General features: G+C 41.7%; 15 protein-coding genes. 2 read left to right on the top strand and 13 right to left on the bottom strand.

Annotation, left to right across the window (positions count from 1 at the left end):
* Positions 1-3 precede the first annotated feature (3 nt).
* The 7 genes from FSC11_RS07625 to FSC11_RS07595 form a co-directional block, all read right to left on the bottom strand.
* A complete protein-coding gene (locus FSC11_RS07625) occupies positions 4-675 on the bottom strand; it encodes a response regulator transcription factor (protein WP_103800130.1) in 672 nt (223 codons plus the stop codon).
* Between the two features lies 1 nt (position 676).
* On the bottom strand, positions 677-2,353 hold the full coding sequence (locus FSC11_RS07620; protein WP_163166090.1) for a phosphoethanolamine transferase: 1,677 nt from the start codon (positions 2,351-2,353) through the stop codon (positions 677-679).
* A 188-nt stretch (positions 2,354-2,541) separates the two neighbouring features.
* Positions 2,542-3,243, bottom strand: a complete 702-nt coding sequence (locus tag FSC11_RS07615) for a VIT1/CCC1 transporter family protein (protein WP_004809323.1) — start codon at positions 3,241-3,243, stop codon at positions 2,542-2,544.
* Positions 3,244-3,478: 235 nt separating this feature from the next.
* Positions 3,479-4,150: a DUF1345 domain-containing protein gene (locus FSC11_RS07610; RefSeq protein ID WP_004894751.1), complete on the bottom strand. Its 672-nt coding sequence runs from the start codon at positions 4,148-4,150 to the stop codon at positions 3,479-3,481.
* A 424-nt stretch (positions 4,151-4,574) separates the two neighbouring features.
* Complete coding sequence (locus FSC11_RS07605; protein WP_163166088.1) at positions 4,575-5,069, bottom strand: flavin reductase; 495 nt, start codon at positions 5,067-5,069, stop codon at positions 4,575-4,577.
* A 97-nt stretch (positions 5,070-5,166) separates the two neighbouring features.
* The gene (locus FSC11_RS07600; protein WP_163166086.1) at positions 5,167-6,210 is read right to left on the bottom strand and encodes a methionine synthase; all 1,044 of its coding nucleotides are present in this window, start codon (positions 6,208-6,210) and stop codon (positions 5,167-5,169) included.
* 42 nt (positions 6,211-6,252) lie between these two features.
* Positions 6,253-7,251 (bottom strand): putative oxygenase MesX, encoded by a 999-nt coding sequence (locus FSC11_RS07595; RefSeq protein ID WP_163166084.1) that lies wholly within the window; start codon positions 7,249-7,251, stop codon positions 6,253-6,255.
* A gap of 259 nt (positions 7,252-7,510) precedes the next feature.
* On the opposite strand from FSC11_RS07595, the gene FSC11_RS07590 reads away from it, so the two are divergent.
* Entirely contained in the window at positions 7,511-8,209 is a 699-nt protein-coding gene (locus FSC11_RS07590) for a DUF1826 domain-containing protein (protein WP_163166082.1), read from the top strand.
* 502 nt (positions 8,210-8,711) lie between these two features.
* Here FSC11_RS07590 and FSC11_RS07585 read toward each other — a convergent pair.
* The 3 genes from FSC11_RS07585 to FSC11_RS07575 form a co-directional block, all read right to left on the bottom strand.
* Positions 8,712-10,037 carry a PQQ-dependent sugar dehydrogenase gene (locus tag FSC11_RS07585; RefSeq protein ID WP_163166080.1) on the bottom strand — a complete coding sequence of 442 codons (1,326 nt, stop codon included), beginning with the start codon at positions 10,035-10,037 and terminating at the stop codon, positions 8,712-8,714.
* A 187-nt stretch (positions 10,038-10,224) separates the two neighbouring features.
* Positions 10,225-11,949, bottom strand: a complete 1,725-nt coding sequence (locus FSC11_RS07580; protein WP_163166078.1) for a bifunctional protein-serine/threonine kinase/phosphatase — start codon at positions 11,947-11,949, stop codon at positions 10,225-10,227.
* A 51-nt stretch (positions 11,950-12,000) separates the two neighbouring features.
* Complete coding sequence (locus FSC11_RS07575; RefSeq protein ID WP_000323725.1) at positions 12,001-12,810, bottom strand: formate/nitrite transporter family protein; 810 nt, start codon at positions 12,808-12,810, stop codon at positions 12,001-12,003.
* Positions 12,811-13,094: 284 nt separating this feature from the next.
* On the opposite strand from FSC11_RS07575, the gene cynS reads away from it, so the two are divergent.
* Entirely contained in the window at positions 13,095-13,544 is a 450-nt protein-coding gene (gene cynS, locus FSC11_RS07570) for a cyanase (protein ID WP_163166076.1), read from the top strand.
* A 79-nt stretch (positions 13,545-13,623) separates the two neighbouring features.
* Here the strand turns inward: cynS and FSC11_RS07565 are convergent, their stop codons facing one another.
* From FSC11_RS07565 to FSC11_RS07555, 3 genes are all read right to left on the bottom strand, one after another.
* Positions 13,624-14,307 carry a metallophosphoesterase gene (locus FSC11_RS07565; RefSeq protein WP_163166074.1) on the bottom strand — a complete coding sequence of 228 codons (684 nt, stop codon included), beginning with the start codon at positions 14,305-14,307 and terminating at the stop codon, positions 13,624-13,626.
* A 119-nt stretch (positions 14,308-14,426) separates the two neighbouring features.
* A complete protein-coding gene (locus tag FSC11_RS07560; protein WP_163166073.1) occupies positions 14,427-15,812 on the bottom strand; it encodes an amidohydrolase family protein in 1,386 nt (461 codons plus the stop codon).
* A 32-nt stretch (positions 15,813-15,844) separates the two neighbouring features.
* A complete protein-coding gene (locus tag FSC11_RS07555; protein ID WP_163166071.1) occupies positions 15,845-16,765 on the bottom strand; it encodes an ABC transporter permease in 921 nt (306 codons plus the stop codon).
* Between the last annotated feature and the right edge of the window lie 11 nt (positions 16,766-16,776).

The following is a 16,776-nucleotide window of genomic DNA, read 5'->3' as shown; positions in this document are numbered from 1 at the left end:
GCTCTATCCTAAGCGATATCCTAGACCACGTATGGTACGGATGAAGTCTTTGCCTAATTTCGCCCGCAGATGATGCACATACACTTCAACGGTATTACTGCTGACATCACTATCGAAGTCATAAAGCTTGTCTTCTAGATCATTTTTAGAAAAAATTTTGCTGGGATGAGTGAGTAATGCGGTGAGAATCGACCATTCCCGATTAGACAACTCGATCGGCTGACTGTTAAAGCATGCGATATGCTGCTCCAGATCCAATTCCAGACCACTGTGTGATAACTTTTTATGGCTCTCTGCCCCGGTATTTGGGGGACTACTGCGTCGGATCAAAGCATGAATACGGGCCAGCAGTTCATCAAACTCATAGGGTTTAATCAAGTAATCATCTGCCCCCTGATTCAGTCCATCGACTCGGTTCTGTAACTGATCCCGGGCAGAGATAATCAGCACCGGTAAATTGGGAAACTTCTGCCGGATATGTTTAAGCACCTGCATACCATCCATCATCGGCAGGCCCAGATCCAGCAGGACAATATTATAAGCCTGCTGTTGTAACTGCTTTAAACCATCCAGACCATTGTTGACCCAATGCACATCAAATTGATGCAGCTTGAGCAAGGTTTCAGTCGACTCGGCAATCATAAAGTCGTCTTCGATAATCAGTATTTTATGCATTTCAAGCTCTGTTCTTTAATGATGATGAGCATTGTGCAAGCATATCATTTTTAACTTCAGCCACTTGCGTTTTTACATCCAGCAGACTTAATAAGCTGGGGAAAAGATGATCCTGACTGCGCGCCTGTTTGGTCTGTGCTTTGAGACAGCTCACCTGCTGGGCATTCTGCTGCGTCCAGAGCTCTGAGAACCACATCAGCATCGGAACATGGGTTTGCTGGGTCGGCGCCATACTATAAGGTGCACCATGCAGATATAAACCATGCTCTCCGGTCGATTCTCCGTGATCAGACAGATACCAAAAACCAGTCTGATACTGGCTTTGCTGTTTTAGAGTCTCGACAATTTGAGCGAGCACATGATCTGTATAGACAATCGAATTATCATAGCTGTTCTTTAATTCTTCAGCGCTACAGCCCTGAATGGCATTGCTGTTACAGGTCGGCTGGAACGGCTGATACGGCGCTTTGGAACGCTTGAAATACGCCGGCCCGTGACTGCCCATCTGATGTAACACGATTAACTGCGGTTTCAAATTATTTTTGTCCAGATGTGCCAGATAATCTTTCAGGCTATCCACCAGAATTTCATCAAAACATTCACCAGCAGCATCACACCACTTCTGTTTCAGTTGGGCAGGAATCTGATATTGCTGCACCCGGTCACAGGCCCCTTTACAGCCAGAATTATTGTCGATCCAGGTCACCTGATAACCGGCACGCTGAGCGATATCCAGTAAACCTTCACGGTGGCTAGCTAACTGTTCGTCATAATGCTGACGGGACATGCCCGAAAACATGCACGGGACTGAAACGGCGGTTGCTGTACCACAGGAACTGACCTGACTAAAATTAATCACCGCTAACTCGCCCAGTTCAGGATTGGTATTACGTGCATAGCCATTTAAAGCAAAACTCTCGGCACGTGCAGTCTCCCCGACCACCAGCACCATCAATTTAGGTTGCTTCTGTATTTGAGCCTGCTGTAGCAGATGGGCATCTTCACCATAAGGAATCAAAGGCAAATTGGCTTTAGGTACTTTCTTTTTATAATAGGATACGGTGGATACAATGCTGTTTTGCGGAGAAATCATGCCCTTCAGATCACGATGCTCGCGGAAGATGGCTGCATAATCGACATAAAAACAGAATAACAGTCCTAGGATCAATACGGCCGAAAGCAGACTGCTCAGGCTTTTATGCCACAATTGACGCCCAAAAGATGCAGGCTGAATGTTCAGCATCCAGACGATACACAGCGGCAAAACCACAAAGACCAGCGTCCAGATCAACAGTCGTACTGACCAGAGATCACGGACTTCACGGGCATCGGTCTGCAGCATATTCTGGATCTGGTCCGGTGTAATTACCACCCCCAGACTATTGACAAAATAAGCACTAAAACCACCCAGAATAATCAGCACACTGGCCAGTATCTTGACATTCCATTTCCAGTTCAGCCATTGCAAGACCAGATTGTACAAGCCGATAACCACCAGGACTGTAGCCGCCAACAATGCGCCTGCCTTGAGATTGGTATAGGGCGTCAGTTGATGGATTTTCTGACAGAAAGCAAAGTTTAAGACCAGCCCTAGCCAAATGGCGAGTAACAGGTTGAAGCGTGCAAGGCTGATGGATTTGATCTGGCGTAGACCGGGAAAAGAAGGCAGCTTAAGCATTTTTTTAGTTCAAAGACTTTAAGATGCTTTAGCCTAAAATCTGAAGCTTAAAAATGACTTAAAATCCTTTCTTTGCGAACTTCATAAAATTTTCAATGCTACTGTTTCACCCTTGTTTAGACTTATTGTTTTAAAAAGGATGTGATTCCCTGACTAGAGCGAATTTGAAAAGCACATCCTGAGTACATTTAAGCTACAGCCACATTAAATAATGAGCCGATCCAGGAGCTAAATAGCATGGCAATCACCCCCCAAAGCATGACTCGGGCCGAACCTTTCCAGATGCTCACCCCTCCTGTATAACTTGCCAGTGCGCCCATAATCCCGAGGCTAAGCACACCGATCAGCATCACGCCTTTATCCAGGTACTGTTCAGGCAAGAGCAAAATAGAAAGTAGAGGAAATAGTGAGCCTATAGTAAAAGCGATAGCGGACGAAAATGCAGCCCGAAAAGGTTGAGCCGAAGTGTTTTCTGATATACCAATTTCATCGCGGGCATGTGCATCTAAAGCATTGTGTGCGGTGAGCTGCAAGGCAACTTGCTGGGCCACCTCAGGGGTTAAGCCACGCTGGATATAAATATTTTCCAGTTCTTTCAGTTCATGTTCTGGATGACGTTTAAGCTCACGTGCCTCCATATTCAGATCATTCTTTTCAATATCCTGCTGGGATTTGACCGAGATGTATTCTCCAGCAGCCATTGACGCAGCTCCGGAAATTAATCCGGCTACACAAGTCACCAACAAGGTATGTGTAGACGCGCCACTGGCTGCCATTCCCACCACCAGACTGGTGACAGAAATAATTCCGTCATTTGCCCCGAGTACAGCTGCGCGCAACCAGCCCGCCCGTTCAAAATAATGTTTTTCAAGATGATAAGAATGACGCACGGTATAGTCTCTTTTTTGTTCTCAACATCATGATCGTATATTTATTTCGCTTGAAGAAACAACTCTTTATTTAATAAACTCTTGTTCAGAACAGCTCATGAATGGGTGAGCGCTCTGATTTACCAATTTTTATTGCATGGATTGCATTTTTCCAATTGCACTCATTTTAACATCTGAGAAATTTACAAGTCACAGTCCTATCACTACAGTTTATTTATTATTAAATGCTGTGTTTTCAAGTACTGATAAAGGTTGCTGTTACATTAATAGCGATGGCCAAAATCGTGGTATTGAATCCATACGCCAGAAGCAAATGTAAAGTATTGAGTATTCTCATGGGTTGGCGAGTAATTGATACATCGGCCGTTTGCGCTGAAGTGCCAATAATATAGCTAAAATACAGAAAATCGGGATAGGTTGGATTTGGCGTACTAGGAAAAGCCAGTCCGCCATGTTTATGCTTTTCTAGGGCTAAATAAAAGTCATGGGCATAATGAATTGCAAAAATGGTGTGCATCAGGAACCAGGCCGAAATAATAGTCAGGATGGATAGCCCTAAATGGCCGGTTCTGATGGCAGCATCTTTAGGTAAATGATGAATTTCAATAATTATGGCAATAAAACACATCACTAAAGTGATGATGACAAGCACCAGAATGACCCATTTGCTGGCATCCTGTTGTATGGCACGTTGTAGGATATGGTGATGGTCTATGTGCCAGAGCTTTTTGATAGTAAAAAGTAAGTAAGCATAAATGGTAATGTTCCAGCTCATCAAAATGCAGGTAGACCAGCTTAAATGAGTTGCTGAATAGAAAATAAAATACCAAATCAGGATAGATGGAAAGATAATAAAGAAATAAAGTCGGGACTGAAGCGCTGTTCTTATAGATTGGAGGAAACGCATGGGCTGTCCTGCATGTCATGAGATGCTTTCATCTAGCAGTATAAAGTATTTTATTAAAACAACAGTATAAAAGAGCTTTTAGTAGATAAAGGCATACTGATTCAAGATTACGATAAAATAGATATTTTAAAATCTAGTAGTAAAAGAAACTAAAAAAATTAATTCCCTATTCTTAAGGAAACTGAATCTTGAACCCTTTTAGCTAAAAAACTAAAAAAGTGTGCAGCAGACTTTAGGTAGACGTCAGTTAAATATGTAATTCCAATATTGATGTTCATCAAAGTTAATTTTGAAATTTTCCGAAGAAATTGAAGCTAAAAATCAAATTACTAAACTTTGATTAGCCTAATTTTTATGAACCAGGCTTAGGATTCTGGTCTCGACTACACACTTTAAAAGAATTCAATATTAAAGTAATGAACATTTACGCAGTTTCTAGTTGACCAACCTGATGATATGCGCGGTTGAAGTACACCAGACTTTCCTCTTGCTGACTGCGTCTAATCGCGATGACTCGACATAAGAAAATACTGTGTGTACCCACTTTTTGAATTTCTTCAATCTGGCAATCAAAGCTCACCAAAGCATCTTCTAAAATTGGAGCACCTGTCTTAAGAGTTGTCCACTCGCCTATCTTAAATCGCTCTTCTGAGCTGAATTTACTAGATGCAAATGCATTGGAGATGTATTCATGCTGCGTGCTGAGTACATTTACTGCCAGCACGTTATTTCTCATAAAATGTGCATGCGAGCGAGAAGATTGATTCATACAAACCAGTAATGTCGGCGGTGTATCCGTCACACTACAAACGGCAGATGCGGTAAAGCCATGTGTTCCTGCTACACCTTCGGTCGTAATCACATTTACAGCCGTGGTTAATAAGGACATTGCATTTCTAAAGTCAGTTGCTTCAATCATCTCTTTTGTCTCAAATGTATATGTAACCTGCCTTTACTCAAAGTCAGGCAAATAATTTATGGATCATTTACCCTCCTCTGGTGAAGACCATTTCCTGCTAAGCGCCCAGCTCTTGACGAACAATCGAAGCCCCAGCACTTAGTGCTTCGAGTTTGCCCCGAGCCACTTGACGAGATAAAGGTGTCATCCCGCAGTTGGTTGATGGATACAATTTGTCTGCATCCACAAATTGCAAGGCTTTACGCAGTGTATTGGCAACTTCTTCAGGCGTTTCGATTTGATTGGTTGCAACATCAATCGCACCGACCATGACTTTTTTACCCCGAATCAGCTCAATCAGATCCATCGGTACACGCGAGTTTTGACACTCGAGTGACACGATATCAATTTTAGATTGTTGCAGTTTAGGGAAGGCTGCTTCGTACTGACGCCATTCATTACCGAGGGTCTTTTTCCAATCGGTATTGGCTTTAATGCCATAACCATAACAAATGTGTACCGCAGTTTCACATTGCAGACCTTCAAGCGCACGTTCTAAAGTTGCTACGCCCCAGTCATTCACTTCATCGAAAAATACATTGAATGCTGGCTCATCAAACTGAATGATATCAACCCCTGCTGCCTCTAACTCAAGTGCTTCCTGATTCAGAATTTTGGCAAATTCCCATGCCAGTTTTTCACGGCTCTTGTAGTGACCATCGTACAGCGTATCAATCATGGTCATTGGGCCAGGCAGTGCCCATTTGATTGGCTGCGTGGTTTGGCTACGCAAAAATTTTGCATCATCCACAAACACTGCTTTTTTACGGGAAACTTCACCGACTACTGAAGGTACACTTGCATCATAACGGTTACGGATACGCATGGTTTCACGTTTTTCAAAATCCACCCCTTCTAGATGCTCGATAAACGTGGTCACAAAGTGCTGACGGGTTTGTTCACCATCACTGACAATATCAATGCCAGCATGGACTTGTTCATGCAAAGACAGTTTTAAGGCATCACGTTTCGCTTCTAGTAGTTCTTCACCTTCAAGTTTCCAAGCTGACCAGAGCTTTTCAGGTTCTGCCAGCCAGGACGGTTTTGGCAAGCTGCCTGCTGTAGAGGTCGGGAGTAACTTTTCAGGTTGTAAAAGTGCCATGTCTAATCTTCTTTCTCTAAATTCGTTTATATATGTGATCTATCAGGCAGCGTTGTCTTGCTGAGCCGTTGCTACTTTAAAATTGGCAGCCCATTCATCCAGAATGTCTTTATATGGCTTAATGAAGTTTTCCTCTGTCCATTTACCTTGTTTGACTGCCAGTTCCCCACGTTCAACACGGTCATAGACAATACGGGTCAATGAATAGTCGCCATAGCTCAAGCTAGGCTGATACACCACACCTGCGGGTGAATTGGTGTTGTAAATTTCAGGACGATAGATTTTCTGGAAACTTTCCATGGTGCTGATCGCACTGATCAGTTCAAAATCGGTGTAATCGTACAGCAAGTCACCTGCAAAATAGAATGCCAAGGGTGCATTGCCATTTTCAGGTTTAAAGTAGCGAACACTTAAGCCCATTTTTTTAAAATATTCATCGGTACGGGAATGCTCTTCATTGGTGTATTCCACGCCTAGAACAGGATGCACATTGGCACTGCGGTAGTAGGTTTTCGTGGTTGAAACACTCAGACAAATCACAGGCTGTTTATTAAATTCAGCTTTAAAGACTGCTGAATTCACAAGATGCTGGTACAGCTTGCCGTGCAGGTCACCAAAGTCTTTAGGTTTTTCATTGGCCTTATAGCCAAGTGATGGCAATACCACACTGAAGTCATAATCACGTACATAAGATGAGAAGCTATTCCCGATCATGCCTTCAATGCGTTCATTGCTATGATGGTCGATAATGGTACTTTTCAAGGTTTCAATAAATGGAAAGGTTTGACCATTGCCCTCAATATCAATTTCAGCAGAGATGATATCGATCTCCAGTGAATAACGATCACCTTTAGGGTTATCTGCCGTTGCCAAGCTGTTAAAACGGTTATTAATCATCGCAAGTGTACGACGAAGATTCTCCTGACGGCTTTCACCACGTGCCAGATTGGCAAAATTGGTGGTTAGACGTGTATTGTTTGCTGGTTCGTAGTTCTCATCAAAACGAATACGTTTAATTGAACATTGGAATGCTGTACTCATGGAGATATGCCACCCTAAATTTTTATAAAAAAGCAAATTTCTGTATGGCTGTATTTAAGCGTGAATCCAAACATGAGTAAAACGATATAAATTCAGTAAAAGATGAGTTAAATTCATCTTGATGAGTAGAGTGTATAAATAATGATCTATACTTTAATAGAAAAATTAAGATCCTAGTTTATGTTGCTGATCATTATTCATTTCTAAACATCAAAGTGTATTATTGAGCACGATTTATAAATAGCGACTTCATTTTGAAATGACCAATACCTTTTCTGGCAATCCTCAAGTTCGAGTGGTTTCAACTTTTTCTGAACTCGTATATTCGGATTTTCTGGGCGAGGCGAATGCCATCTGCTGGTCTAGAAATTTGTCTGGTGATTTTAAAGAAATCGTCGCTAAACTAGATTTAAAAGAAAATATGATTGAAGTTTCTGTTGAAGATCTTTTGGCGCTTCAGCTTTCTGAACAGGGTCATGTGGCTAGAGAAATCATATTAAAAGATATGCAGCTATTGACTGACTACGGCGCTTCCCCTTGCCTGAATTTGCTGAAATGCTATGAACGGGATGATGAGTTTGATTTTATTTCGACCGATGTCTATTCCTACCATGTGGATCGCTCCCCTATCGAAACGGATACATTTTTATGCACCTATCACGGTGCTGCAAGTGAGATTTTGCCCAATGACCAGGTTGAGCAAAAAATCTTGATTCCTGAAATCAGGGAACAACTCAAGCAGTTACATGACGGATCAGAAACTGAGTTTGAGACGTTTCTGGAAGAATATTTCTTCGATCTGCATTATCGGGCTAAAGCTGATGTAAAGCCTGTCAATTTAGGCACGGGAAATCTCTGGCGACTCGCTGTTGATCATCCAGCACAGCAAGTTTTACCCTGTGTGCATAGAGCTCCTGTTGAAAATGATGGAGAATATAGATTGCTATTAATTTGTTAAATTGGCTTCTTAGAAGAGGTTAATTATAGTCATTTGCTCAAGCAATGATACCTAAAGGGTATATACCGTATTAATTATTTTCTAATAAAAATCATCGAGATAATCTGATTCAGGTGCATTGGAAATGAATATATTTACAAGAATTTTCATATAATGTTTTATTTTGTATAAAAGTGTTATTTTTTTGTAGGAAATTGCTTACACAAATTAGAGTAATTACCCTATTTTCTATCGTCAAAATTTTTGACATTATATTTCACATAAAGAGTCAGCAAGGAAAGCTGATAATAATCGCATTATAACGATAATAAAGTCGCCAAGACAGCGAACTTACCGGGATAGTAAGTAATAAAAGAAGAGACTACAGCCGCTAAGCCTTATAGTTTTGGGAGAGACTATAAGGCTTTTATTTTTCTGAATATTTTCCCAAGTAAAACTATAGCATACTGGTATTTAAGTTTTTGAATATAAACATCAATATCTCTATCCCTTTTCTTGCTGATTAACGGACTTGTTCATCTGGTGACACACGCCAAATCGTATCTCCTACATCATCAGCAACCAATATTGCGCCTGATAAATCTACTGTTACACCCACTGGCCTTCCTAATGCCTCTCCATTTTTGCTTAAAAAGCCTGTCAGGACATCTTGTGGGGTACCGGAAGGCTGACCATTACTAAATGGTACAAAAATTACTTTATAGCCACTATGTGGTTTTCTGTTCCAAGAACCATGCTGACCAATTAGTGCACCACCGCGATATTGAGGCATTAACTCAGCTTTATAAAAACTCAAACTTAATGATGCCGTGTGGTTGCCCAATGCATAATCCGGTTTAATCGCCCGTGCTACCAGTCCGGGATTTTGTGGTTTTACCCGTGTATCTATATGTTGACCATAATAACTATAAGGCCAGCCATAAAAAGCGCCGTCTTTCACTGAGGTCATATAGTCAGGTACCAAATCATTCCCGATTTCATCCCGCTCATTGACTACAGTCCATAATGCTCCACTTTGAGGCTGCCAATCCATACCATTAGGATTACGTAAGCCAGTTGCAAATGGCCGTGCCTTAGAACTGGCCATATCAAATTCCATGATCAGAGCTCGTCCTTTTTCTTGGTCTAGGCCATTTTCAGCTACATTACTGTTGGAGCCAACTGTAATGTAGAGTTTGGTTCCTTCAGGATTGGCAATCACGTTTTTGGTCCAATGATGGTTTAAGGGACCTGCCGGTAAAGCCAATACTTTGCGACCACTTTCTTTGATTTGAGTGATACCTGGCTGATAAGGAAAACCTACTAAAGCATCTGTATTCGCTACATATAGTGTATTTCCAACTAGGGTCATGCCAAATGGCGAGTTTAAATTCTGCAAAAATACTGTTTTCTGATCAGCAACGCCGTCATGGTTATTATCACGAAGTAGACTAATACGGTTAGGACTTGGATGAGAAGATCCTGCCCTTTTCATGACCACTTTCATGATTTTACCCTTAATCCCCTGACTATCTTCAGGCTTGGGCGGCGCATCGGTTTCCGCCACCAATACATCTCCATTCGGCAGAACATAGAGCCAACGTGGATGCTGAAGACCTTTGGCAAATGCCTGCACTTTTAAACCCGCAGCCGGTGTAGGCATAGTATTTACTGGCCAGCCTTTGGCTGGTGCGATATTAACGACAGGGAACAAACTGGATTTAGGTTCAGGCAGCTCAGGTTGAGGACCATAACTGTCTGTAATCGGAGACTTAGATGACGATGTACATCCAGCGAATGCCAATATTATGGCAGTACTCAGGATAGACGATAAAATTTGAGCAGACATTTTGGTTCCCTGCTTTTTTGTTGTTATCTGCTTATCTTAGAAGTCTGTTCAAATGACAACTATAGGGTTCTTGTTTTATCTGGTTGTTGATTGATTGCTGCGCTTTTGACATTCAATCTCATGGTCTAGTTTGAATAAAAACTTATCTATATACCGCTAATTTTAAGCATAGTTTGATCCTGTCTTTTCAAATAAATGGCCATGCAATACTCAGTAAAAATAATAGCCCTAATACGGCACAACTCATTTGCCAAAAACGTAAAGGATCACGTTCAATGATCGCTGGTGGTTTAGAGTTTAATAATTCTTTGGAAGGATGCGTTAGATTATGAATGAGTTCAGACAAGGCCTCAAAACGATGTGTCGGTTCAATACTCAGCGCTTGGCCTAAAATTTTATCTAACCATATAGGTAAATCAGGCCGATATTTCCTGATGGAATGATATTGAACTTTTTTAAGCTGCTTTACACTGTTACAGCGAGCTAAATCTGTCCCATAAGGTAATTGTTTGGTGAGTAAATAATAGGCCATGACCGCCAAAGAAAATTGGTCTGAACGTACAGATGGTGAATGATCAGTAAAATACTCCGGTGCCATAAATGCCAAGGTTCCGAGTGCTCGATTCGCATGTTTAGGATTAATTTCGACCAGACCTCTTACTGCTGTTGAACCATAATCAATCAGTTTAATTTTCATGGCATTTTCTGCATTTAAAACCATGATGTTTTTTGGCCGTATATCCTGATGCAGCATCTCCAGCCGATGCATTGCATTTAAAGCCAAGGCCGTTTGTTGCAAAATTGGTAAAATATCATCGAGCTTTAAAGGCTTTTCCTGGCGATGCAGCCATTGAGCTAAGGTTTCACCCTGCAAATATTCATAACATTGGAATAAATATTTTTTCTCAGTGTTATGTGGATAACACTGCATCAGGTTGTCATGCTTCAGACGTTTTGATACCCAATCTTCGAGTTGAAACTGCTCTACGGCATGCTTATCTTGCTGTAAATCTACTCCCAAAGTTTTTATGACCAAAGGCTGCTGCTGAGTATCGTGTGCCAAATATAGGCAACTGCGATGATTTTGGTGCAAAATTTTATCAATCACATAGCCTTCAAAAACTTCACCTTTACTGAGCTGTTGTGGAAATACATAATCCTGCTGAATATGAAACTGATTCAGTTCAGGCAACTGTTCTACACGGATCACCTGTAGACTTAAGTTATCATCACTGCCCTGTTCTAAAGCTTTTTCAACGAATGCTTTGGCAAGTTGATTTAAATCTGCATCTATTAAAATTAAATCTAATAATTGTTGATCTGTGACAAATTCATAAACCCCATCGGTCATCAGTAAAAAAATATCTTTTTCTTTGAGCTCAATATTTCGATAATCAATTTCAATACGATAATCTGCACCTAAGGCTCGGCTGAGATAATGCTCTCTGGATGACAACCAGACACGATGATCATGGGTCAGTAATTCAATTTCATGATCGCGAATGCGGTAAATACGACTATCACCAACATGAAAAATATGGGCTTGTTGCTGTTTTAAAATCAGTGCAGATAAGGTACAGACATAACCTCGGTCTTTATCAAAACGTCCTTGACTTTGTTGAGTCTGTGCATAAAGCCATGAATTGGTCGCGCGGATCACCCGTTCTGCTGAAGTCTGTGTACTCCAGGCATCTGAAGTAGAATAATAGTCAGATAAAAAACTGCCAACGGCGGTTTCTGCTGCAAGATGACTGACATTACTGCTACCGATTCCATCCGCTATAACACAGGCAATCCCTTTCTGTTTCAGCACATGTCCTTCGGGCAGATATACTCCATGGAAATCCTGGTTCTGTTGTTTAATTCCGGCAGTAGAATATTGCCCAATACTAACTTTTAATGTTTTTTTCATGCTGAAAGCTCAAAAAGGGATCTATATGATCCCTTTATAAAATGGTGAATATTAAAATTCTTTTTTAACACCAGTACGGACATGGGTGGTATAAAGTGCCAGACCTGTTAATGCCAAACCACCCACCAGATTACCCAAAGCAACCGGCAATTCATTCCATAGGAAGTAGTCAGCAATCGAGAAGTCACCGCCCATCATCATGGCAAATGGAAACAGGAACATGTTCACTACAGAATGCTCAAAGCCCATGGCAAAGAACAGCATAATTGGCATCCACATGGCAATGAATTTGCCACTCACGGTAGTAGACATCATCGCGCCAATGACACCTAATGACACCATCCAGTTACACAGCATGCCACGGATAAAAATAGTCATCCAGCCGGCGAATCCGTATTCGGCGTAACCTAATGTCCGCTCCTCGCCAATATGCGCAATTTTCACGCCGACAGGGTTTGGATCCGCTGCAAAACCCATGGTATAAACCGCTGCCATAAGCACCGCAACAACCAAACAACCTGTAAAGTTCCCTACAAACACCAAGCCCCAGTTTTTTAGAATACGTCCCCATGTCACCCCTGGGCGTTTATCTAGCCATGCCAACGGCGTAAGTACAAATACCCCAGTTAAAAGGTCATAGCCTAATAAATACAACATACAAAAACCAACTGGAAACAGGAGCGCACCAATCAGTGCTGATCCTGTTTGCACGGCTATGGTAATGGCAAATACCGCTGCCAGTGCCAAAATCGCACCTGCCATAAAGGCACGAATCAATACATCACGGGTTGCCATATGTAATTTGGATTCACCCGCATCTACCACTTTTTTTGCAAACTCTGCAGGAGCAAGATATGCCATGTCATCGTCCTCATTTTTAATATCTGGACCTGTTTTTAAACAAAAAGACGCCTAAGGTCTTTAAAACCTTAGGCGTCATTGCCTTAAATATCAGAACAGGTAATTTTGTTATGGCGCCATTGCCATGCTTGTTATAAATGAAGCAAAAGATGTGCCATAAATTATTTAAAAATCATTCAATTTTTTACGCTCTATTTAAAACTAGTTTCGTTCTCTAGTTGGCATGAGAACTGCATTAATGAAAATTCATATAAATGTATTTCAAAAATAATCTGGAGATTTTTATGATTACCCATCGTCAACAAGTAACTGACATGATCATTTCAGCGAAAGTTTTAAAGTCAATTAAATGGGCAAATGTCGCCAAAGAAATTGGTCTTTCTAAAGAATGGGTAACGGCTGCCTGCCTAGGACAAATGGCATTTAATAAACAGCAGGCAGAGAAAATTGGTCAGATTTTTGACCTTAGTGATGAGGCGGTGGCATGGCTGCAAATTGTACCTTATAAAGGCTCTTTGCCAACCAGTGTTCCTACTGATCCTTTAATTTACCGCTGGTATGAAGTTGTAAATGTATATGGTTCGACTATTAAAGAGCTGATCCATGAAGAATTCGGTGATGGTATTATGAGCGCAATCGACTTCAGCATGGATATTCAGCGTGAGGAAAATCCAAACGGTGACCGGGTAAATGTCGTATTGTCTGGCAAGTTTTTACCTTATAAAACCTATTAATTAATCGTTTAATCAAGCCATCATATTGATGGCTTTTTATTTCTTCGTAAGGAGATCTTTTATACCACCACCCTTATCCTCATTTAATTTTGACAATACACAGCTTCTGGGTATAAGAGGAACCGACATCGATATAGTGACAGTTATCAATCTGGGTATGTCTTTTCACAATGGTATGCCCTAAATAGATCTCATCAATGTTTTTAACGGTTCCATAGCGCTTGGAATGATGCCGGATACGGCCTCTTCCCCATAACGCATTAGTATAAGCTGAAGTTAAACCCGGAATTTTTCGTTCGCCTTTGGCAATGTTTGTCTTAAACTGATTCCAGTCATGGATATCAATATCCGCATGCAAAATGCCAATCTTTTTATCTTCAAGTTGAATTTCAATGACCAATGGAAGCTTAGATAAGATTTCGCTGAGTTCATCCTGTTTTTCGGTGGATAACAGATAGAACCATTCACCACCATTTCGTGCATGCATATCCTGAATCCATACATCATCACGCCCTTTGATGCACATTTCCTCGTGATTGCCTCGGACGCTGGAGAACCAGGGTTGATCTAATAAAGAAATACATTCCAGATTTTCACTGCCTCGATCCACCAGATCGCCGGTACATATCAACAAATCTTGCTCAAAATTAAACCGGATTTTTTCCAATTCTTGCATCAGAAGGCGATAACAACCATGTAGATCTCCGACCACATAAATGGCAGCATAATCTGCTCCTCGAATATTTCTGCTTAGCGTCATCATGATATGTGGAATCTTTGAAATCACTAAAATAGGACGATGCGATTAGGATAGGTATACAGGTTTAAATTTGGGTTACTGGTTTATACAGTCTGCAATATAGCTCATTGCTAAGCTAGTATTTATTCAGTTTCCTCAGCTGAATTTCGATTTAATTCATTGATAGCTTTACCTCTGTGTGCCATCCATGCATCACGTCGTTTAAAGAGTAAAGGTGTAACCCGATTGACTTCATCGATTAAGCTTTGTAGATCTGCATTCAGCAATTGCCCACCTTCAGTGACAATTTTACCGCCAACCATGGTCATGATGACATCCTGTCCCTGAACAGCATGTACAAGATTAGTATATAAATTAAATAATCGGCCTTCATCCACCAACGGCGTCATACGTGGGGTAGCGATATCTACAGCAATAATGTCAGCTAGTTTCCCCACTTGCAGGCTACCAATCTGATCCTGCATGCCCAATGCCTTTGCACCTAAGCAGGTGGCCATCTGGCAAACAGACCATGCATCTAGGGCTGCTGCATCCAAAGAAGAAAACTTGGCCAATAAAGAAGCCGTCTTCATTTCCTCAAACATATCCAGATTGTTATTTTCTTTTTCTCCATCTGTGCCTAAACCGACAGCAATCCCCTGTTTGAGCATATCCAGTACAGGCGCAGCACCTGAGGCCAGTTTCATGTTTGAAACTGGATTATGGGCAACTCCAACATTGTGTTCTTTCAAAATTCGAATTTCATTAGAATCTGCCCACACACAATGTGCAAGTAAGGTATGTGGAAAATCTAAAAGACCCAGCTGTTCCAGTGTCTGGATTGGACGTACACCATGACGGCGCAAGTTTTCCTGGACATCAAACTGGCTTTCATTGCTATGGGTGTGAAAACCGGTCTGATAATCCTGGCATAAGCTTTGAATACGTTTGAGTGCATGAGGTTCAGCATAAAACAGATGTTCTAAGCCCACCCAGACCTGAATTTGGCCATGACTTTGCTGATGCCAACGATTAATTAGGGCTTCATTCGTTTTTAAGGTTTCAAAATAGTCATGGTCAGGGTGCTCGGCGACATAAGGTACCAAGATTGCACGGATACCGAGCTGTTGTGCTGCTTCTGCACTACCATCCATGTAGCGCCACATATCGACAATGGTCGTGGTACCGGATAATAACGCTTCTGCATAACACAAGTACGAGGCAGCCTTGGCATCTTCAGGTTGAAGCACACGATGCATGGGATCAATAAACTGTTCCAGCCAATCCCATACTGGCAGTCCTTCAGCAGTGCCTCTTAATAGTCCGGAATGACAGTGAGTATTGATTAAGCCTGGCATTAATAGGGCTTCAGGATAATCACGCACGATGACATTGGGATATTTTTGGATAAGTTCGGTCTTGGTTCCTATGGCCTTGATTCGGTCTCCCTCAATCAATATCGCCCCATTTTTGATGCATTCATTTTGACTATTCATGGTCAGCACATAGGCTGCTGCTAATATTTTCATTTTGTTCTATATCATCTTTTTAATTGATAGGTTTAAGGCACAAACGTTTTGCCTAATGACGCTGGCAGATTCATCTTCAAAAGTTTCTTGTCTCGGGAAATTACGACTAGTACTACAATCGTCGCCAGATAAGGCAGAGCTGCTAAAAACTCATTGGGTACTTTGATCCCCAATGCCTGCGCATGAAACTGCAGGATGGTCACACCACCGAACAGATAAGCACCCAGCATCAGTCGGGATGGTTTCCAGACAGCAAAGACCACCAGAGCAATTGCAATCCAGCCCCGACCTGCGACCATATTTTCAATCCACATTGGGGTATATACAGTAGATAAGAATGCTCCCCCAATACCTGCCATCAAGCCGCCAAACAGGACGGCGCCGTAGCGAATAGCCAGTACGTGGTAACCCATGGCATGTGCACTTTCAGGTGACTCTCCTACTGCTTTTAACAGCAAGCCCAGATGGGTTTTTGCCAATACAAACCACACAGCAAAAAATGCCAGTATGGACAGATAGACCACATAGTTTTGCTGAAACAGGATTGGACCAATGAAGGGAATATCTGCCAGTACAGGTATATTCCAGCTACTTAAACCCGGTAAAGCCATGCTGACATAGTTCTGACCTAAAAATGCAGAAATACCCAGCCCAAAAATAGTTAAAGCTAAACCACAGGCCGACTGATTAGTACTAAGTGATAAGGTGAAGAAAGCAAAAATCAATGCCATCAGCATACCTGCCAGCCCACCGATCAGTAAGGCACTAAATACACTGGCTTCATATTGGGCAGCAAAGGCAAAACCGGCAATGGCACCGACCAGCATCATGCCTTCTACGCCTAAATTAATTACCCCAGTGCGCTGTGACACCAACTCACCTAAACCGGCAAAGATTAGAGGCGTTGCTGCGGCGATTGTGCCGGCTAGAATTGCGGTCATTTCTATAGCCATATTGTTTTTCC

It is taken from the genome of Acinetobacter schindleri (assembly GCF_010918895.1).
In the GTDB taxonomy this organism is placed as follows: Bacteria; Pseudomonadota; Gammaproteobacteria; order Pseudomonadales; family Moraxellaceae; genus Acinetobacter; species Acinetobacter schindleri.
This window is presented reverse-complemented; position numbering and strand designations above follow the sequence as displayed.